General features: G+C 71.0%; 18 protein-coding genes. 10 read left to right on the plus strand and 8 right to left on the minus strand.

The features are described 5' to 3' along the window. The first annotated feature begins 64 nt into the window (after positions 1-64). Both ACGFU6_RS25370 and ACGFU6_RS25375 read left to right on the plus strand, forming a co-directional pair. Positions 65-1012 (plus strand): ATP-binding cassette domain-containing protein, encoded by a 948-nt coding sequence (locus ACGFU6_RS25370; RefSeq protein ID WP_393614220.1) that lies wholly within the window; start codon positions 65-67, stop codon positions 1010-1012. Further along, positions 1009-1794: an ABC transporter permease gene (locus tag ACGFU6_RS25375; RefSeq protein ID WP_393614107.1), complete on the plus strand. Its 786-nt coding sequence runs from the start codon at positions 1009-1011 to the stop codon at positions 1792-1794. The genes ACGFU6_RS25370 and ACGFU6_RS25375 overlap by 4 nt, the downstream gene beginning before the upstream one ends. Positions 1795-1799: 5 nt before the next feature. On the opposite strand, the gene ACGFU6_RS25380 is transcribed toward ACGFU6_RS25375, so the two are convergent. Together ACGFU6_RS25380 and ACGFU6_RS25385 are read right to left on the minus strand one after the other, a co-directional pair. Further along, complete coding sequence (locus tag ACGFU6_RS25380) at positions 1800-3221, minus strand: glutamate decarboxylase (RefSeq protein ID WP_393614222.1); 1422 nt, start codon at positions 3219-3221, stop codon at positions 1800-1802. A 99-nt stretch (positions 3222-3320) separates the two neighbouring features. Continuing rightward, positions 3321-4595 carry an ion channel protein gene (locus tag ACGFU6_RS25385; RefSeq protein ID WP_393614109.1) on the minus strand — a complete coding sequence of 425 codons (1275 nt, stop codon included), beginning with the start codon at positions 4593-4595 and terminating at the stop codon, positions 3321-3323. A 137-nt stretch (positions 4596-4732) separates the two neighbouring features. On the opposite strand from ACGFU6_RS25385, the gene ACGFU6_RS25390 reads away from it, so the two are divergent. Next, positions 4733-5533: a MerR family transcriptional regulator gene (locus ACGFU6_RS25390; RefSeq protein WP_393614110.1), complete on the plus strand. Its 801-nt coding sequence runs from the start codon at positions 4733-4735 to the stop codon at positions 5531-5533. Between the two features lie 4 nt (positions 5534-5537). On the opposite strand, the gene ACGFU6_RS25395 is transcribed toward ACGFU6_RS25390, so the two are convergent. Further along, positions 5538-5903 (minus strand): YbjQ family protein, encoded by a 366-nt coding sequence (locus tag ACGFU6_RS25395; protein ID WP_393614112.1) that lies wholly within the window; start codon positions 5901-5903, stop codon positions 5538-5540. Positions 5904-6052: 149 nt separating this feature from the next. Here ACGFU6_RS25395 and ACGFU6_RS25400 point away from each other — a divergent pair, with 149 nt between their 5' ends. Beyond that, positions 6053-6763, plus strand: a complete 711-nt coding sequence (locus ACGFU6_RS25400; RefSeq protein WP_393614114.1) for a DedA family protein — start codon at positions 6053-6055, stop codon at positions 6761-6763. Between the two features lie 51 nt (positions 6764-6814). On the opposite strand, the gene ACGFU6_RS25405 is transcribed toward ACGFU6_RS25400, so the two are convergent. Continuing rightward, positions 6815-8527 carry a threonine/serine exporter ThrE family protein gene (locus ACGFU6_RS25405; protein WP_393614116.1) on the minus strand — a complete coding sequence of 571 codons (1713 nt, stop codon included), beginning with the start codon at positions 8525-8527 and terminating at the stop codon, positions 6815-6817. Positions 8528-8693: 166 nt separating this feature from the next. Further along, complete coding sequence (locus ACGFU6_RS25410) at positions 8694-9188, minus strand: inorganic diphosphatase (RefSeq protein ID WP_123525235.1); 495 nt, start codon at positions 9186-9188, stop codon at positions 8694-8696. An 86-nt stretch (positions 9189-9274) separates the two neighbouring features. On the opposite strand from ACGFU6_RS25410, the gene dacB reads away from it, so the two are divergent. The 6 genes from dacB (at position 9275) to folE (ending at position 16860) form a co-directional block, all read left to right on the plus strand. Then, positions 9275-10762, plus strand: coding sequence for a D-alanyl-D-alanine carboxypeptidase/D-alanyl-D-alanine-endopeptidase (dacB, locus tag ACGFU6_RS25415; RefSeq protein ID WP_393614118.1), 1488 nt, complete (start codon positions 9275-9277; stop codon positions 10760-10762). A 54-nt stretch (positions 10763-10816) separates the two neighbouring features. After that, complete coding sequence (locus tag ACGFU6_RS25420; RefSeq protein WP_393614120.1) at positions 10817-11950, plus strand: zinc-dependent metalloprotease; 1134 nt, start codon at positions 10817-10819, stop codon at positions 11948-11950. 201 nt (positions 11951-12151) lie between these two features. Continuing rightward, on the plus strand, positions 12152-13243 hold the full coding sequence (tilS, locus tag ACGFU6_RS25425) for a tRNA lysidine(34) synthetase TilS (RefSeq protein WP_393614122.1): 1092 nt from the start codon (positions 12152-12154) through the stop codon (positions 13241-13243). Between the two features lie 98 nt (positions 13244-13341). Continuing rightward, a complete protein-coding gene (gene hpt / locus ACGFU6_RS25430; RefSeq protein ID WP_123462079.1) occupies positions 13342-13881 on the plus strand; it encodes a hypoxanthine phosphoribosyltransferase in 540 nt (179 codons plus the stop codon). Between the two features lie 197 nt (positions 13882-14078). Beyond that, positions 14079-16106 (plus strand): ATP-dependent zinc metalloprotease FtsH, encoded by a 2028-nt coding sequence (gene ftsH / locus ACGFU6_RS25435; RefSeq protein WP_393614124.1) that lies wholly within the window; start codon positions 14079-14081, stop codon positions 16104-16106. A gap of 148 nt (positions 16107-16254) precedes the next feature. After that, the gene (folE, locus tag ACGFU6_RS25440; RefSeq protein WP_393614224.1) at positions 16255-16860 is read left to right on the plus strand and encodes a GTP cyclohydrolase I FolE; all 606 of its coding nucleotides are present in this window, start codon (positions 16255-16257) and stop codon (positions 16858-16860) included. Between the two features lie 48 nt (positions 16861-16908). Here the strand turns inward: folE and ACGFU6_RS25445 are convergent, their stop codons facing one another. The 3 genes from ACGFU6_RS25445 to folB all read right to left on the minus strand — a co-directional run bounded on the left by ACGFU6_RS25445 (position 16909) and on the right by folB (position 18433). Beyond that, positions 16909-17391 carry a DUF3180 domain-containing protein gene (locus ACGFU6_RS25445; protein WP_393614126.1) on the minus strand — a complete coding sequence of 161 codons (483 nt, stop codon included), beginning with the start codon at positions 17389-17391 and terminating at the stop codon, positions 16909-16911. A 74-nt stretch (positions 17392-17465) separates the two neighbouring features. After that, positions 17466-18077 carry a 2-amino-4-hydroxy-6-hydroxymethyldihydropteridine diphosphokinase gene (gene folK, locus ACGFU6_RS25450; protein WP_393614128.1) on the minus strand — a complete coding sequence of 204 codons (612 nt, stop codon included), beginning with the start codon at positions 18075-18077 and terminating at the stop codon, positions 17466-17468. Then, a complete protein-coding gene (gene folB / locus ACGFU6_RS25455) occupies positions 18074-18433 on the minus strand; it encodes a dihydroneopterin aldolase (protein WP_123525243.1) in 360 nt (119 codons plus the stop codon). Before folB ends, folK begins: the two co-directional genes overlap by 4 nt. Positions 18434-18442 lie beyond the last annotated feature (9 nt).

The following is an 18442-nucleotide window of genomic DNA, read 5'->3' on the forward strand; positions in this document are numbered from 1 at the left end:
TGCGGGTGCGAGCGGTTACCTTTCCCTCGCTAGTCAAGTTTGACTACGGGGGGATGTGGCGATTTTGACCGACGCGATCGTCGTCGAAGGAGTGCACAAGCGATACGGCGCCGAGCGGGCGCTGGACGGCCTCGACCTCGCGGTGGCCCGCTCCACCGTGCACGCGGTGCTCGGCCCCAACGGCGCGGGGAAGACGACCGCGGTCCGCGTCCTGGCCACGCTGCTGCGGCACGACGAGGGCCGTGCGCAGGTGGCGGGGTACGACGTACGGCGCCGGGCGGGCGAGGTCCGGCGCCGGATCGGGCTGCTCGGGCAGCACGCGGCGGTCGACGAGCAGCTCGGCGGCCGGCAGAACCTGGAGATGTTCGGGCGGCTGTACCACCTGGGCGCACGCCGGGCGGGTGTCCGGGCGGACGAGCTGCTGGAGCGGTTCGGGCTCGCGGACACCGGCCGCAAGGCGGTCGCGGAGTACAGCGGCGGGATGCGGCGGCGGCTCGACCTGGCCGCCTCGCTGATCACGGACCCGGAGGTGCTCTTCCTGGACGAGCCGACGACCGGGCTCGACCCGCGCGGCCGGGCCGAGGTGTGGGCGGCCGTGCGCTCCCTGGCCGGCGGCGGCACGACCGTGCTGCTGACCACCCAGTACCTGCAGGAGGCCGACCAGCTCGCCGACCGGATCTCGCTGGTCGACGGCGGGCGGGTGGCCGCCGAGGGCACCGCCGACGAGCTGAAGGCGATGGTGGGCGGCGACCGGATCGACGTCGTCGTCCGCGACGCGGCGGAGCTCGACCGGGCGGCCGGGCTGCTGCCCGGCGGGGCGGTGGTGGACCGGGACCGGCGGCTGGCCGGCGCCCCGGCCGCGGACCGGATGGCGGCGCTCGCCCGGACCGTGCGGGCGCTGGAGGAGGCGGGCATCGAGGCCGAGGACATCGCGGTGCGCCGCCCGACGCTGGACGAGGTGTTCCTGTCCCTGACCGGGCGCGGAGCGGACGACGTGGGGGTGGCGGCATGAGCGCGGCGGGCTGGGCGGTATCCGACTCCTGGACCATGACCCGGCGCGAACTGGCGCACTGGGCACGGCAGCCGGTGCAGGTCGTCGTGGGGCTGGCCTTCCCCGTGATGCTCCTGCTGATGTTCAACTACCTGGTCGGCGGCGGCCGGGGCGTCGAGGGTGACACCGCCGAGTACCTGGTGCCCGGCATGCTCGCGCTCACCATGGCCTTCGGCCTGGAGTCGACGATGCTCGCGGTCACCCGGGACCTCGACAAGGGGGTGGTCGACCGGTTCCGCTCGATGCCGATGGCCTCCGGCGCGGTGCTGGTCGGCCGGTCCGTCGCGGACATGCTCCAGTCGGTGGCCGCGCTCGCCGTGATGACCTCGGTGGGGTACGCGATGGGCTGGCGGTGGCACGACGGGGCGGCCGCGGCGCTGGGGGCCGTGGGGCTGCTCCTGCTGCTGCGGTTCGCGATGCTGTGGCTCGGCATCCTGCTGGCGCTGGTGGCCGGGCGGCCGGAGATGGTGCAGGCGGTGCAGATCCTGGTCTGGCCGGTCGGCTTCCTCTCCAACGTGTTCGCGGCGCCGGCGTCGATGCCGGGGTGGCTGGGCGCGGTCGTCGAGTGGAACCCGATGTCGGCGACGGCCACAGCGGTGCGCGGGCTGTTCGGCAACCCGGGCGGCGGCGGCGACTCCTGGGCGGCCGGGCACGCCGGACTCCTCGCGGTGCTCTGGCCCCTGGCACTGCTCGCGGTCTTCTTCCCGCTGGCGGTACGGCGGTTCGCGAGGCTCAGCCGGTAAGGCGTTCAGTGGTGGAACGACGTGGCCGGTCCGTGGTCCCGGCTCAACGGATGGTCCTGGGAACGCAGTTCGGGCAGCAGCAGCCGCAGGTCCTCCAGCAGCAGCTCCGCGAGGTCCGAGGAGAAGCCGTTGCGGCACACGATGCGCAGCACCGACAGATCCTCCCGGTTGGCGGGGAAGGTGTAGGCCGGGACCAGCCAGCCCCGCTCGCGCAGCCGCCGCGACACGTCGAAGACGTCGTACGCCGTCACCTCCGGCTCGGTGGTCAGCGCGAACACCGGCAGCTGGTTCCCCCGGGTGAGGAGGCGGAAGTCGCCCAGGTCCTCGATCCGTTCGGCAAGACCCCGGGCCACGTCCCGGGACGCCTGTTGCACGGCCCGGTAGCCCTCCCGGCCCAGCCGCAGGAACGTGTAGTACTGCGCCACCACCTGCGCGCCGGGCCGGGAGAAGTTCAGGGCGAAGGTCGGCATGTCGCCGCCCAGGTAGTTGACCCGGAAAACCAGCTCCTCGGGCAGCTCTGCGGGCGAGCGCCACAGCGCCCAGCCCACACCCGGGTAGACGAGCCCGTACTTGTGCCCCGAGGTGTTGATCGAGGAGACCCGGGGGAGCCGGAAGTCCCAGACCAGGTCCTCGTCCAGGAACGGCGCCACCATCGCCCCGGACGCCCCGTCCACATGGACGGGGATGTCCAGGCCGGTGCGCTCCTGGAGGGCGTCGAGGGCGGCACAGAGCTCCTCGATGGGCTCGTAGGAACCGTCGAAGGTGGAACCCAGGACGCCGACCACGCCGATGGTGTTCTCGTCGCAGAGGTCGGCGGCGGCCTGCGGGTCGAGATGGAAGCGGTCGCCCTCCATCGGGACCAGGCGCGGCTCCACCTCCCAGAACGTGCAGAACTTGTCCCAGCAGACCTGCACGTTGACGCCCATGACCAGATTGGGCCGGGCGGTCGCCGGATAGCGGTCGGCGTTGCGGATGGCCCAGCGCCGCTTGAGGGCGAGCGCGGCCAGCATGCAGGCCTCGCTGGAGCCGGTCGTGGAACAGCCCACCGCCGTCGTGGGGTCGGGGGCGTTCCACAGGTCCGCGAGCATCGCCACGCAGCGCCGCTCCAGCTCGGCGGTGCGCGGGTACTCGTCCTTGTCGATCATGTTCTTGTCGCGGCACTCGCTCATCAGCACCCCGGCCTGGGGTTCCATCCAGGTGGTGACGAAGGTGGCGAGGTTGAGCCGCGAGTTGCCGTCGAGCATCAGCTCGTCGTGGACCAGGCGGTACGCGGTGGCGGGCGGCAGCGCGCTGTCCGGCAGCTTGTGCCGGGGCGGCGCCGACTCCATCCCGGCGGTCGGGTCGGCCTCCCCGAAGAACGGGTTGAGGGCCAGCCTGCGCTGCTCGGCGGACGGTTCGCTGCGGGGTGAGCCCTTGTGGAGCGGCATCGCCGACCTGCCCTTCTCGGTTCCTGGCCGCAAGGTGCGTACGAATCCGACCATACGGAGATTCCGGGCACCCGGCGCGCGGGGAAGGTCCGCCCGGGTTCAGCGCAGCGGTGTGCCGTCCTCCTTCAGCTGCATCTGCGGACGCCCCGTCACCAGCAGCCAGGCCGGGAGCGTGGCGACGCACAGCAGCGGGAGCAGGTTCATGTCGGAGGCCAGTACCGCGGCCGTGAACAGGCTGAGCCAGCCCTGCCGGGTGACCGCCAGCAGCACCCCGAGCACCCCGCACGTCACCGCGACTGCCACCGGCACCTCGCCGACCAGGGCGTGGGCGCACAGGCCGAGGGCCACGCCGACGAACACGGCCGGGAAGATCCGCCCGCCCCGGAACCCGCAGGTCGCCGCGATCAGCAGGGCCGCGGTCTTCACCACGGCCATGAGCGCGAACCGGCCGGCCGACCAGCCGTCCGGGTCGGCGGCCAGCTCCTTCACCTCGTCCAGCCCCTTGAACAGGGTGAGATGGCCGCCCAGGGCGCCGAGCAGGCCGAGCAGCAGCCCGCCCAGGGTCAGCGCCAGGACCGGACTCCGTACGGCGCGGAAGGCGCGGTGCGCGTACGGGAACGCGTACACCGCCGCCAGCCCCAGCACCGCCCCGGCCGAGGCGATCACGACGGCGGAGAGCAGGTCGCCCCAGTGCGTGTGGGTGTAGGCGGGCAGCGAGAGGTCGAAGCTGGGGTGGGCGGCCAGCGTCATGGTGAGGGAGCCCGCGGCGCCCGCCGCGAGCGGGCCGAACAGCCGGTCCCAGAGCTCGCCCGTACCGGGCCGCGAGGCCAGCGTCTCGGTGAGGATCAGCGCGGCGGCGATCGGGGTGCCGAACAGCGCGCCGATGGTGCCCGCCGCGGCGAGTGCCACCCACAGCTCGGCCGGGGCGCCCGGCGCGAACCGGCGCCCCGCCCAGAAGGCCAGCGCGATGTTCGCCGCCGTGATCGGGTTCTCCGGGCCCAGGCTGACCCCGCCCGCCAGGGCCACGACCGTCACCAGCAGCAGCCCCGGCACCACGCCGGGCGGCAGCGGTGGATCGACCAGGCCCGTGGTCGCCGGATCGGGACCGGCCCGGCCCGGCACCGCCCGGATGACCAGCCCGGCCACCAGGCCGATCGCGGTGAGCATCACGATCATCCACAGCGATGAGTACCGGCCGATCGACAGCGCGTCGGGCAGCGTCTCCCAGAGCACGTCCTGCAAGCGGTCCGCGAGCAGACTGACACCGAGCAGCACGAGGGCCGAGACCACCCCGACGGCCAGTGCCGGTACGAGGAGGGGCAGCAGTCTGCGGGCGGGGGCCGGTTCGGCGGAGACAGCGGAATCGGTGGACATCGGCTCACCATAGCGAGGCAAAAGACGCATAAGCCGCCAAAGGGTCGGAGTGTGGCCCCATTTCGGAGTTGCACCTCACGTCACGTCAGGGCGCAGGCTCGGACACGTACACAGCACACGGAAAGGAGCGCGGAGCCATGGAGCACTCCGTGGGACAGGTCGCCCGTTTCGCCGGAGTCACGGTGCGCACCCTGCACCACTACGACGACATCGGGCTGCTCGCGCCCGGCGGGCGCAGCCGTGCCGGGCACCGGCGTTACGACGACGCCGACCTCGACCGGCTCCAGCAGATCCTGTTCTACCGGGAGCTCGGCTTCCCGCTCGACGAGATAGCGGCCCTGCTCGACGATCCGGACGCGGACCCGAAGGAGAGCCTGCGCCGGCGGCACGTGTTGCTGTCGGACCGGATCGCCGCACTGCAGCGGATGGCCGCAGCGGTCGGGACAGCCATGGAGGCACGGAGGATGGGCATCAATCTCACGCCCGAGGAGAAGTTCGAGGTCTTCGGCGACAAGGACCCGGAGCGCCACGCGCGGGAGGCGGAACGCCGCTGGGGCCACACCGGCACCTACGCCGAGTCGCAGCGCCGGGCCGCCCGGTACACCAAGGAGGACTGGCAGCGGATGCGCGAGGAGGTCGCGTCCTGGGGCGAGCGGTACGACGCGCTGATGGCGGCCGGTGAGCCGGCCACCGGGGAGCGCGCCTCGGACCTCGCGGAGGAGCACCGGCTCCACATCACGACCTGGTTCTACGACTGCACGCCGCAGATCCACCGGGGGCTCGGCGAGATGTACGTCGCCGACCCGCAGTTCAAGGCGTTCTACGACTCGATGCGGCCGGGCCTGGCCGAGCACCTGCGCGACGCGATCAACGCCAACGCGGACCGCCGGGAGCAGCCGGACGCGCGGTTACGGGGGTGGGGCGCCCCGCCCCCGTAAGGCTTCAGAGCTTGCTGATCACCGCGGCCGTTCCGTACGCGCAGACCTCGGTGCCCACGTCGGCCGCCTCGGACACGTCGAAGCGCATCATCAGCACCGCGTTGGCGCCCCTGGCCTTCGCCTGCTCGACCAGTCGTTCCATGGCCTGGTTGCGGGTCTCGACGAGGGTCTTGGTCAGCCCCTTCAGCTCGCCGCCGATCATGGACTTCAGCCCGGCCCCGATCTGGCTGCCCAGATGCCGGGAGCGGACCGTCAGGCCGAACACCTCACCGATGACCTGGGTCACCTGGTGGCCCGGTACGTCGTTGGTGGTGACGACCAGCACATCGGCCTGTGCCGCCTGGCCGCCGCCGTAATCCTCAATGCCCATGGTTGTGGCACCTCCTGGGACCGAGTTTTGCCCCGGTTCGCCCCGCGTGCATCTCCACGGGGGCCAGTGGAACCCGGAGGCACTCCGTTGCGTTGATAGCTTTGGGCGGCCACGCAGCCGCCATCCACCACATCCTGGAGCCCGGACCCTTGAATACGCTTGCGCTCGGACCGAGCTGGCTGGACCCGGACCATCTGATCGCGCAGTTCGGGCTGATCGGTGTGCTGGTCATCGTCTTCGCCGAGTCGGGTCTGCTGATCGGGTTCTTCCTGCCCGGCGACTCCCTGCTGTTCACCACGGGTCTGCTGGTGACGACGGGGAAGCTGGGCACCCCGCTGTGGCTGGTCTGCCTCCTGGTCGCGCTGGCGGCGGTCATCGGTGACCAGGTGGGCTATCTCTTCGGCCGCAAGGTCGGCCCGTCGCTCTTCAACCGTCCGGACTCCCGCCTCTTCAAGCAGGAGAACGTCGAGAAGGCCCACGAGTTCTTCGAGAAGTACGGCCCGAAGTCGCTGATCCTGGCGCGCTTCGTGCCCGTCGTGCGGACGTTCACGCCGATCATCGCCGGTGTGAGCCGGATGAACTACCGCTCGTTCATCACGTTCAACATCATCGGCGGCGTCCTGTGGGGCGTCGGGGTGACGCTCCTGGGCGCGGGCCTGGGGCAGTTCGACTTCGTGCACGAGAACATCGAGGCGATGCTCGTCCTGATCGTGCTGATCTCGGTGGTGCCGATCGGCATCGAGTACCTGCGCGCCCGCAGCAGGTCGAAGAAGGAAGCGGCCGCAGGCGACGACGAGGGCCAGGACCCGTCCGCCGGTGGTGGCGGCGCCGGTCGCCGCGGCCGTCACGCCAAGCGCTGACGGCCCCTGCCGGCGCTCCCGCGCCTCCTCCCGGCGAGCCGCTCCGCCGCCTCAGAAGCCGCGCGTCCGCTTGGCCGCGCGGCGGTTCGCGCCACCGACCGCGCCCGGCACCCGCATGAACAGCCGGGAGATCTCGCTTCCCAGGTTCACCCCGATGGCGATGGCCCCGGCCGTCGCCACCGCGGTCGACAGCGAGGCGAGACCCCGGTCCAGCTCGTTCTGCGCGATGCCCAGCAGACCGAAGTACGTCGCGGAACCGGGCAGCAGCGGGCCGATCGCGGCCGTGATGAACGGCAGCGACGAGGTGTAGCGGTACCGGGAGAACAACTGCCCGAACAGCCCCACCAGACCGGCCGCCACCGCGGTGGCCGCCACCGGCGAGATCTCGCCCGTCCGGGCCATCGCACCGAAGATCACCCAGGCCACACCGCCGTTGAGGGTCACCGCGAGGACCGTGGACCGCTCCTGCTGGAGCAGGATCGCGAAGGCCAGACTCAGCAACATCGACGCCAGGATCTGGATCACCGGCCGGTCGTGCGAGATGAGCCGGGCCTCCGGATCGAGCTCCGCCCCCAGCTGAAGGCCCCCGTACAGCGCCAGCAGCACCCCGGCGACGATGCCGATGAAGAAGTACATGACCTCGAGGAGCCGGGCCGCCGCGGTGATGTAGTAGCCGGTCAGACCGTCCTGCACGCCCGCCACCAGGGCCCGCCCCGGGAGCAGGGCGAACAGCCCACCGGTGATGACCGCCGAGGGCCGGACGTCGGACCAGTGGGTCAGGGTCAGCGCCACCCCCATCGCGGCGGGCGGCATCGCCGCCACCACGAACTGGTAGAACTCCGGAAGCCCGCGCCCGGCACACAGCCAGGCCAGCCGGTCTCCGAGCATCGCGCCGAGCGCCGCGATCAGGAAGACCACGAACCCGCCGCCGACCAGCACCGATGCCGCGCCCGCCAGCCCGCCGGCGGCCAGCGTGAGCACCCAGCCGGGATACGGGTGCCGGTTCCTGCGGATCTCCGCGAGGCGCCGGTAGGCCTCCTCCAGGGAGACCTCGCCCTCCTCGGTCGTGATGTCGTCGATGAGCCGGAAGACCGCGGCCAGCCGGGTGTAGTCGGTGCCGCGGCGGCGTACGGTACGGCTCGCCGTCACCGGGTCGTCGACCAGCGAGGGCTGGTGCGAGATCGACAGCAGCGTGAAGGTGACGGTCGGCTCGCAGCGGTCGAGGCCGTAGCTGCGGGTCACGGCGAACATCGCCGCCTCGACGTCCTCGGCGCCCTCGCCGCCGGCCAGCAGCAGCTCCCCGATACGCAGCGTCAGGTCGAGCACGCGCGGCACCGCGGGGCCCGCGTCGTCGTGCTTCTGGACCGGCTCCGGCGCCGGGCGCTCGGCCACCGGCATCCGCAGCATCGTGCGCATCCGGTCCTGCCAGGGCGCTTCCTTGGTCAGCCGGATCATCGGGATGCCGTGCGCGGGCGTGAAGGCGGGGGAGTCCCGGGCGCTGTAGGTGAGCGGCGGGGCGAAGGCCGAGCCGATCGTGTCCGAGCCGGAGGGTGTTCCGGAGCCAGAAGCGGAACCCGTACCCGAGGCGGCTCCCGAACCCTGTGGCTCAGGTGTCAGACCCACCGGAAGGGCGAATTCCGACGTCGGGTGGTCCTCCTCGGACGGTGACGCCGGCTTCCCCACCCCCGCGGGGTGGGAGAAGGCGCTGCGTGCCTCGTCGGACTGGGGCTTCTGGTCCTCGGGACCGCCCGGCTCCGCCACCACTGACCTCACTCATCATCGGGCTGCGCGTCTTTCGGTAGCGCTCCTGCCCAGTATGGCCGGGGAGATGGGTGACCACGCGAAACGGGCGGCACACCGGTGAAGGTGTGCCGCCCGTTGCTCGCCCAGAACCACAAACGGAACCGTGAACGGAACCGAGAGCGGAACGTCAGTGCGCGCCGCCCTGAGCCTCAAGGCGCTTGTACGAGTTCTCGATCTCGGCCTCGGCCTCGACCCGGCCGACCCAGTCGGCGCCCTCGACGGACTTGCCGGGCTCCAGGTCCTTGTAGACCTCGAAGAAGTGCTGGATCTCCAGACGGTCGAACTCCGACACGTGGTGGATGTCGCGCAGGTGCTCCACCCGGGGGTCGGAGGCCGGAACGCACAGCAGCTTGTCGTCGCCGCCGGCCTCGTCCGTCATCCGGAACATGCCGATGGCGCGGCACTTGATGAGGCAGCCGGGGAAGGTCGGCTCCTCCAGGATGACCAGCGCGTCCAGCGGGTCGCCGTCCTCGCCGAGGGTGTTCTCGACGAAACCGTAGTCAGCCGGGTAGCTGGTCGAGGTGAAGAGTCGACGGTCCAGACGGATCCGACCGGTCTCGTGGTCCACCTCGTACTTGTTCCGCGAACCCTTCGGAATCTCGATAACGACGTCGAACTCCACGGGTGGCTCCTCCATGATCAACACATACGACTGATGGTTAAGTGTCCCCCACGGAGATGTGTGCTCGCGAAAGGGGCTGGTCAACGGTGGACGATCCGGTGAAAAGACCGTCGGTCAAGCCGTTCGGCAAGCTGAGCGGGGCGGCCCTGACGGACCGCCTCGGCCTGCGGAACGGGCTGAGCAACTGGCAGTTCACGGCCGTGTCCGCCACCCTCGGCCTGGCGCTCGCAGCCGGCGTCGTCCTTGCCGCCGGTCCCTGGGACTCGGGTCAGCGTAAGGCCGAGCAGGACTGGGCGGCCGCCCGGGACGGCACGGGTGGCGTACATCACGACCCCGACGCGCCCGCCGGACCGGCCCCCGCGCCCAGCGCCCCGGCCGTGCTCGCGGCGCTGGGCACCGCCGCGGACCAGGGGGCCCCGGACGGCACGGCGCACCGGCTCGGCTCCGTGCTGGAGCCGCTGCTGAAGGACCCCGCGCTCGGCGCCCGGCACAGCGCCGTCGTCATCGACACCGCCACCGGCAGGCGGCTGTACGGGAAGGGCGCCGACGCGCCCATGACACCGGCCTCCACGGTCAAGATCGCCACCACGGTCGCGGCCCTGACCGCGCTCGGCCCCGACCACCGCATCCCCACCGCCGTCCGCGCCTCCGCCGACTCCCGCACCGTGACCCTGGTCGGCGGCGGCGACCCCACCCTCGACCGGGCGGCGCTGCGCACCCTGGCCACCGACACCGCGCACGCCCTCAAGGACGCCGGCGTCCGCGAGGTCCGGCTCCGGTACGACACGTCCGGCTACTCCGGCCCCGCACTCCACCCGATCGGCCCCAACGAGAACATCGCCCCGCTGAGCGCCCTGATGGTCAACGAGGGGCGCCTCGACGACACCGCCAGCGGGCCCGCCGAGCGCAGCACCGACCCCGCCCGGGACGCCGCCGACGCCTTCGGCGAACTGCTGGACAAGGCCGGCGTCGACACCAAGTCCGGGCCCGAGGCGGGCCGGGCGGCCGCCAAGTCCCGTACCGTCGCCAAGCACCTCTCCGCCCCGCTGTCCGGGCTCATCGAGCGGGCCCTGACCAACAGCGACAACGACATCGCGGAGGCGCTCGCCCGGCAGACCGCGCTGGCCGCGGGCGAACCGGCGGACTTCGCCGGCGGCCGACGGGCGGTCACCGCCCAGCTGAAGAAGCTGAAACTCCCGCTCAAGGGCGTGGTCCTGGCCGACGGCAGCGGACTCGACCGGCACGACAAGGTCACCGCCGCGCTGCTCGCCGGCCTGCTCGCCCGTACGGCCGATCCGGACCACCCCGAACTGCGCTCCGTCCTCTCCGGGCTCCCGGTGGCCGGCTTCAGCGGCACGCTGAGCGGCCGCTACACCACGAAGTCCGGCGGCACCGGCCTGATCCGCGCCAAGACCGGCACCCTCACCGGCGTCAACACCCTTGCCGGCACGGTCGTCGACCCGAAGGGCAGGCTGCTCGCGTTCGCCTTCCTGGCATCGGGCACCACCGACCCGTCCGCGGCCCAGTCCGCCCTCGACTCGCTCGCCACCGCCCTGGCCGCGGGCAAGCGCTGACGGCGGCCACCCGTTTGCCGCTCGGCCCGGGGGCCGAGCACGTACGGTTGACGCATGACGAGCATCGGTGGTGCGGGGATGGTCGACTGGAATCTCGCGGTTGCGACCGCGACCCGACTTGTGCGGCCTGGACCGGAGATCAGCCGCGAGGAGGCCCGCGAGGTCGTCGCGGAGCTGCGCAGGCACGCCAAGGCCGCGGAGGAACACGTCCGCGCCTTCACCCGGATGATCCCGGAGGGGACCGAACCGGAGGACACCCCGGTCCTGGTCGTCGACCGGGCCGGCTGGATCAGGGCGAACGTCGCGGGCTTCCGCGAACTGCTGCGCCCCCTCCTGGACAAGATGGAGGAACGCCGCGGCGGCGGGGCGGGCGGCGCCGTGCTCGGCGCGGTCGGCTCCAAGGTCACCGGGGTCGAGGTGGGGATGCTGCTGTCGTTCCTGGCCTCCCGGGTCCTCGGCCAGTACGAGACGTTCGCCCCCGCCACCCGTGACCTCCCCGCCTCCGCCGAAGGCGGCGGCAGGCTGCTGCTCGTCGCCCCGAACATCGTCCACGTCGAACGTGAACTCGAAGTCGACCCGCACGACTTCCGGCTCTGGGTCGCCCTCCACGAGGAGACCCACCGCACCCAGTTCACCGCGGTGCCCTGGCTCCGCGACCACCTGCAGGGCGAGATCCAGTCATTCCTGGACGAGACCGACGTCGACCCGATGACGATGCTCGAACGGCTCCGCGAGGCCGCCCAGTCGCTGGCCGGCGGCCGGCCCGAGGGTGAGGAGGGCGAGGACGGCGGGCGCAGCCTCGTCGAGGTCGTGCAGACCCCCGCCCAGCGCGAGATCCTCGGCCGGCTCACCGCGGTGATGTCCCTGCTGGAGGGGCACGCGGACTACGTGATGGACGGCGTGGGGCCCGAGGTGGTGTCCTCCGTCGGGGAGATCCGGGAGAAGTTCCAGCAGCGCAGGGCGCGTGGCGCCGGCCGGCTCGACCAGGCGCTGCGCAAGCTCCTGGGCCTCGACGCCAAGCTGCGCCAGTACCGGGACGGCGAGCGGTTCGTGCGTGCCGTGGTCGACGAGGTCGGCATGGACGGCTTCAACCGGGTCTGGACCTCGCCCAACACCCTGCCGACCAAGGCGGAGATCGCCAAGCCGGCGGACTGGATCGCGAGGGTGCACCGTAAGGCAGAGTCATGATCACGGCGCGAACAGGGGCTCGTGGTCACAGGTAAACGCGCCGGTAATCACCCATCCGAGGGACCGTAGGGGCATGGGAAGGCGTGCAATGCTCGATGAACGGCATTGCTCTGTCACCATCGACGCACTCTGAGTGACGGCACTCTTTCCTGTCCCGGCACTCCGAGGCTCCTCTCCGAAACTTCACGAAGGGCACCGGACATGGGTCCCCATCCTGCGGTCGCGGCGATACGCCTGGCGGTCCGCCGCGTACTCCACGACGTAATCACCGACTTCGCCGAACAGACCGAACGCGCTCCGCACGCCAAACGCGCCCCGCACCCCGAGCTCGCCGAGGCCGGAGCCGGCCGGCGGCGTGCCGCACTTCCCGAACGGCCCGACACCCCCCTGGTGCTGGTGGCATGCTCCGGCGGCGCCGATTCCATGGCGCTCGCCTCCGCCCTCGCCTTCGAGGCCCGCAAACTCCCCGTCCGGGCCGGCGGCATCACCGTCGACCACGGCCTCCAGGACGGCTCCGACACCCGGGCCACCGAGGTCGTCGGCCGCCTCACCGCCATGGACCTCGACCCGGTCGAGGCCGTCGCGGTGCGCGTCGGCCACGACGGCGGCCCCGAGGCCGCCGCCCGCGACGCCCGCTACGCCGCACTGGACGCGGCGGCCGAACGCCACGGCGCCGCCGCCGTCCTGCTCGGCCACACCCGCGACGACCAGGCGGAGACGGTGCTCCTCGGCCTCGCCCGCGGCTCCGGCATCCGCTCCCTGTCCGGCATGGCCGCCGCGTCCGGCCCGGCCGGCCGCTACCGCCGCCCCTTCCTCCAGCTCGACCGGCAGACCGCCCGCAAGGCCTGCCTGGTCCAGTCCCTGACGGTCTGGGACGACCCGCACAACATCGACCCCGCCTACACCCGCTCCCGGCTGCGCCACGAGGGCCTGCCCGCCCTGGAGAAGGCTCTGGGCAAAGGAGTCGTCGAGGCCCTGGCCCGTACGGCCCAGCTCTCCCGCGACGACGCCGACGCCCTGGACACCTGGGCCGCCGAGGCCGACCGTGACGTACGCGACGACGCGGGCCGCCTGGAGTGCGCCAAACTCTGCGCCCTGCCGCCCGCCGTCCGCCGCCGGGTACTGCGCCGGGCGGCCATAGAGGCGGGCTCCCCGGCCGGTTCCCTGTTCGCCCGGCACATCGAGGAAGTCGACCGTCTCATCACCGGCTGGCGCGGCCAGCAGGCCATCAACCTCCCCGGCCGCGTCGAAGCCCTGCGCCAGGGTGGCAGACTGGTGATTCGGCAGAGCTGACGCAGAAGCGGCTGACATGCAGGCGAGCGGCCGCGCAGGTCCGGGGCACCACCCGGACCCGGCAGGCAAAGAAAGAGACGCGGGTGAACGAGAAGGACATGGGTACCGACCTTCAGTCGGTGCTCCTCACCAAGGAAGAGATCGACGCGAAGCTCGTCGAGCTGGCCGCGAAGATCGACGCGGAGTACGCGGGCAGGGACCTGCTCCTCGTCGGTGTCCTCAAGGGCGCGGTGATGGTCATGGCGGACCTGGCGCGCGCCCTGTCCACCCCCGTCACCATGGACTGGATGGCGGTCTCCTCGTACGGCGCGGGCACCCAGTCCTCCGGTGTCGTCCGGATCCTCAAGGACCTGGACACCGACATCAAGGGCAAGCACGTCCTGATCGTCGAGGACATCATCGACTCGGGTCTGACCCTGTCCTGGCTGATGTCGAACCTGGGTTCGCGCGAGCCCGCCTCGCTGGAGATCTGCACCCTGCTGCGCAAGCCCGACGCGGCGAAGGTCGCGCTCGACTGCAAGTGGGTCGGCTTCGACATCCCCAACGAGTTCGTCGTCGGCTATGGGCTGGACTATGCGGAGAAGTACCGCAACCTCCCCTTCGTCGGCACGCTCGCCCCGCACGTCTACGGCGGCTGAGCAGGGTCCGCGCGAACCGGTGCCGACTCCGGGGAACCCTCACCGATTTCCCGCCGTTGAGCCTTTGAAGGCGGGTTTGACAGACGTCCCCGGCGGTCGTCGGTGACAATGCTGGGGTACCGTCCGAAGAACAGTCTTTACTCACACGCAGCATTTACCTACGGGCAGGAGGGACGGGGCGACTTCGCTCCGTATGGATGGACGTGAAGCGATACTTCCGTGGGCCGGTCATGTGGATCGTGCTGGCCGTCCTCGCCGTGGTCGTGCTGATGCAGGTCGTCGGCTCGTCCGGCGGCTACAAGACGGTGGACACCGGCAAGGTGATCCAGGCGATCAGTAAGAACCAGGTGGAGCAGGCCAAGCTCACCACCGGTGACGATCAAATCCTCAAGATTGAGCTGAAGGACGGCCAGAAACTCTCCGGCGAGTCCGGCAGCAAGTTCCAGGCGAGCTACATCGGCAACCAGGGCGTCGAGCTGGCCGACACCCTGCAGAAGAAGTTCGAGAGCGGTGACATCGAGAAGGGTTACACCGTCTCGCCGTCGAAGCAGTCCCCGTTCGTCTCGATCCTCTTCTCGTTGCTGCCCTTCGTCCTCATCGTGGTCGTCTTCCTGTTTCTGATGAACCAGATGCAGGGTGGCGGCTCCAAGGTCATGCAGTTCGGCAAGTCCAAGGCCAAGCTGATCACCAAGGACACCCCCAAGACGACGTTCGCCGATGTGGCGGGCTCGGACGAGGCGGTCGAGGAGCTCTACGAGATCAAGGAGTTCCTCCAGGAGCCGGCGAAGTTCCAGGCCGTCGGCGCCAAGATCCCCAAGGGTGTCCTGCTCTACGGGCCTCCCGGTACGGGCAAGACGCTGCTCGCACGCGCCGTCGCAGGCGAGGCGGGCGTCCCGTTCTACTCGATCTCCGGTTCCGACTTCGTCGAGATGTTCGTCGGTGTCGGTGCCTCCCGGGTGCGCGATCTCTTCGAGCAGGCCAAGGCGAACGCTCCGGCGATCGTCTTCGTCGACGAGATCGACGCCGTCGGCCGGCACCGCGGTGCCGGTATGGGCGGCGGTCACGACGAGCGCGAGCAGACGCTGAACCAGCTGCTCGTCGAGATGGACGGCTTCGACGTGAAGGGCGGCGTGATCCTTATCGCCGCCACGAACCGGCCCGACATCCTCGACCCGGCGCTGCTGCGTCCGGGCCGCTTCGACCGGCAGATCGCGGTCGACCGGCCGGACATGATCGGCCGGCTGGAGATCCTCAAGGTCCACCAGAAGGGCAAGCCGGTCGCACCGGACGTCGATCTCGGCGCCGTTGCCCGTCGTACGCCCGGCTTCACCGGTGCCGACCTGTCGAACGTGCTGAACGAAGCGGCGCTCCTCACGGCGCGCGGCAATCTGAAGCTGATCGACAACAACATGCTCGACGAGGCCATCGACCGCGTCGTGGCGGGTCCGCAGAAGCGGACCCGGATCATGTCCGAGAAGGAGAAGAAGATCACCGCGTACCACGAGGGCGGACACGCCCTGGTCGCGGCGGCCTCACCTCAGTCGGACCCGGTCCACAAGATCACGATCCTCTCCCGCGGTCGCGCCCTCGGTTACACGATGGTGCTCCCGGAGGAGGACAAGTACTCCACGACGCGCAACGAGATGCTCGACCAGCTGGCTTACATGCTGGGCGGGCGCGCGGCCGAGGAGCTGGTCTTCCACGATCCGACCACCGGCGCTTCGAACGACATCGAGAAGGCCACCGCAACGGCCCGCGCGATGGTCACGCAGTACGGCATGACGGAGCGGCTCGGCGCGATCAAGTTCGGTAACGACAACTCCGAACCCTTCGTGGGCCGCGAGATGGGTCACCAGCGCGACTACTCGGAAGAGGTCGCCGCGCTGGTCGACGAAGAGGTCAAGAAGCTCATCGAGAGCGCGCACAACGACGCGTGGGAGATCCTGGTCGAGAACCGAGACGTTCTGGACGCACTGGTTCTCCAGCTCCTTGAGAAGGAGACCCTCGGCAAGGCGGAGATCGCCGAGATCTTCGCTCCGATCGTCAAGCGTCCGGCCCGTCCGGCGTGGACCGGGTCCGCCCGGCGCACGCCGTCCACCCGGCCGCCGGTGCTCTCACCGAAGGAGCTCGCCCTCACCAACGGCGCCACCACGGCGAACGGCTCCCCGGTCGCGGACATCGTCCCGCCCACCGAGTCGATCCCCGAGGATCGTCCCGAGAGCTAGAAGCCGGATCCGTGCGACCCCCGTCACAGGGGTTCGGACGGGTCTGGAATGGAAGCCGCGCCCTCCAGGTTTTAGCCTGTGGGGGCGCGGCTTTCGTATATCTGCGCGGATTTCCACGCAGATGACAGTTCAGAGGAACGAGGCACAGATGACCGACCCGGTGACGCTGGAGGGCCAGGGTCCGATCGGCGGGTTCGACGAGAAGCGGGCCGCCGCGGCCATTCGCGAGCTCCTCTTCGCCGTGGGGGAGGACCCGGACCGGGAAGGGCTGCTGGAGACCCCCGCGCGGGTGGCGCGGGCGTACAAGGAGATATTCGCGGGCCTGTACCAGACGCCCGAGGACGTCCTCACGACCACGTTCGACCTCGGCCACGACGAGATGGTGCTGGTCAAGGACATCGAGGTCTTCAGCACCTGCGAACACCACCTGGTGCCGTTCCACGGGGTCGCGCACGTCGGTTACATCCCGGCGACCAGCGGCAAGATCACCGGTCTGTCGAAGCTGGCCCGGCTGGTGGACGTCTACGCCCGGCGGCCGCAGGTCCAGGAGCGGCTGACCACGCAGATCGCGGAGTCGCTGATGAAGATCCTGGAGCCGCGCGGCGTCGTCGTCGTCGTGGAGTGCGAGCACATGTGCATGTCGATGCGCGGTATCCGCAAGCCCGGGGCGAAGACGCTGACCTCGGCGGTGCGTGGCCAGCTCCGCGACCCCGCGACGCGGGCCGAGGCGATGAGCCTGATCATGGCCCGCTGACGCTGCGGGCGGGCACGAGCGCGGCGGTGGGCCGGGGCGGGACAGCCCTCAGGCCCCCGCCGCGTTCTTGTTGTCGTCCTCGTCCTCGGGGAGCTTGCAGACGCGCTCCAGGAAGAGGGCGGCCGCGATCACGGCGATGCCGGCCAGGACCGCGAAGCCGGCGTAGATCGCCTGGTCGCGGCGGGCCGGCATGTCGAGGGAGCCGAGCAGGAAGACGCCCGTACCGCCGTACATCCCGGCGACCAGGGCGACGACCAGGGCGCTGGCCTGGCCGAAGACCACGGCCCGGGCCGCCATCATGGGTTCGACGCCCTTCGCGCCCGGCCGGCGCTCGCGCTGGGCGCGCAGCCGGGAGCGGATGGAGAGCGCCGTCGCCAGCAGGACGACGGCGATGACCGCGAGCACGATGGGGGCGGCCAGCGGCACGCTCGGCAGGGTGCCGAGGGCGTCCCAGAGGCGGGCGCCGCCCCAGGACAGCACCCCGGCTGCGGCGAAGAGGCCCGCCAGTACTCCGAGCCGTAGTTGCTTCACCGGGTGAGCCGCCCTTCGCCGCCTGTGATCCGTGCCGCCTGTGATCTTTCCTGCTGTTCCTGAGAGCCTAACGACTACTCGGGCAGCCGGAGTTCCAGGTCGGCCCGGGGCAGTACGCCGCTCCGGCCGACACCGGCCAGCAGATCGGCGACCGGGCCGACGCCGGGCAGCTGGGCCGCCGGATCCACGTCGTGCCACGGGGCGAGGACGAAGGCGCGCTCGCGGGCCCGGGGGTGCGGGAGGGTGAGCACCGGGTCGTCGGAGACCAGATCGGCGTAGGCCACGATGTCGACGTCGATGGTGCGCGGGCCCCAGCGTTCCTCGCGGACCCGGTCGAAGGCCTCTTCGATGGCCTGGCCGCGCTCCAGGAGCGAGGAGGGGGGCAGCGTCGTCTTCACGACGACCACCGCGTTGAAGTACGACGGCTGGGAGCCGGACTCGACGCCCCACGGCTCCGTCTCGTACACCGGGGAGACCGCCTTGACCCGGAGGCCGGGGGTGTCCTCCAGGGCGTCGATCGCGCCCTGGAGGGTCTCCAGGCGGTTGCCGAGGTTGGAGCCCAGGGAGATCACGGCGCGTTTGGGGTTGGAGAGGGTGATGTCCGCGGCGTCCACCTGTTCGACCACGGAGGCGGGAACCGGCTGTACGGTCGGGTCGCTCTGCCCCTCGGTAGAAAATGCAGTCATGCTCGGCTCCGGGTGATGGTGATGGTGACGTCGTCGAAGGGGACGGTGATGGGCGCATCCGGCTTGTGCACCACGACCTCCACCTCCTGGACGCCTTCGTGCTTGAGGCACTGCTGGGCGATGCGCTCCGCGAGCGTCTCGATCAGATCGACCGGTTCGCCCTTGACGACGTCTACGACCTCCTCCGCGACCACGCCGTAGTGCACGGTCTTCGTCAGGTCGTCGGCGGCTGCCGCGGGGCGGGTGTCGAGGCCGAGCACCAGGTCCACGATGAACGTCTGTCCCTCTTCCCGTTCCCGGGGAAAGACGCCATGGTGCCCACGGGCCTTGAGGCCGCGCAGCGCGACACGATCCACGCGAATCAC

This window comes from Streptomyces sp. NPDC048462, assembly GCF_043200175.1.
Lineage (GTDB): Bacteria > Actinomycetota > Actinomycetes > Streptomycetales > Streptomycetaceae > Streptomyces.

Excerpts from the sequence above, each read along its gene's own strand:
- folE (WP_393614224.1), top strand. The coding sequence starts at position 16,255 with ATGACCGACCCGGTGACGCTGGAGGGCCAGGGTCCGATCGGCGGGTTC.
- ACGFU6_RS25385 (WP_393614109.1), bottom strand. The coding sequence starts at position 4,595 with ATGTCCACCGATTCCGCTGTCTCCGCCGAACCGGCCCCCGCCCGCAGA.
- ACGFU6_RS25420 (WP_393614120.1), top strand. The coding sequence starts at position 10,817 with ATGACGAGCATCGGTGGTGCGGGGATGGTCGACTGGAATCTCGCGGTT.
- ACGFU6_RS25375 (WP_393614107.1), top strand. The coding sequence starts at position 1,009 with ATGAGCGCGGCGGGCTGGGCGGTATCCGACTCCTGGACCATGACCCGG.
- hpt (WP_123462079.1), top strand. The coding sequence starts at position 13,342 with ATGGGTACCGACCTTCAGTCGGTGCTCCTCACCAAGGAAGAGATCGAC.
- ftsH (WP_393614124.1), top strand. The coding sequence starts at position 14,079 with ATGGACGTGAAGCGATACTTCCGTGGGCCGGTCATGTGGATCGTGCTG.
- ACGFU6_RS25380 (WP_393614222.1), bottom strand. The coding sequence starts at position 3,221 with ATGCCGCTCCACAAGGGCTCACCCCGCAGCGAACCGTCCGCCGAGCAG.
- folK (WP_393614128.1), bottom strand. The coding sequence starts at position 18,077 with ATGACTGCATTTTCTACCGAGGGGCAGAGCGACCCGACCGTACAGCCG.
- ACGFU6_RS25390 (WP_393614110.1), top strand. The coding sequence starts at position 4,733 with ATGGAGCACTCCGTGGGACAGGTCGCCCGTTTCGCCGGAGTCACGGTG.
- ACGFU6_RS25395 (WP_393614112.1), bottom strand. The coding sequence starts at position 5,903 with ATGGGCATTGAGGATTACGGCGGCGGCCAGGCGGCACAGGCCGATGTG.
- tilS (WP_393614122.1), top strand. The coding sequence starts at position 12,152 with ATGGGTCCCCATCCTGCGGTCGCGGCGATACGCCTGGCGGTCCGCCGC.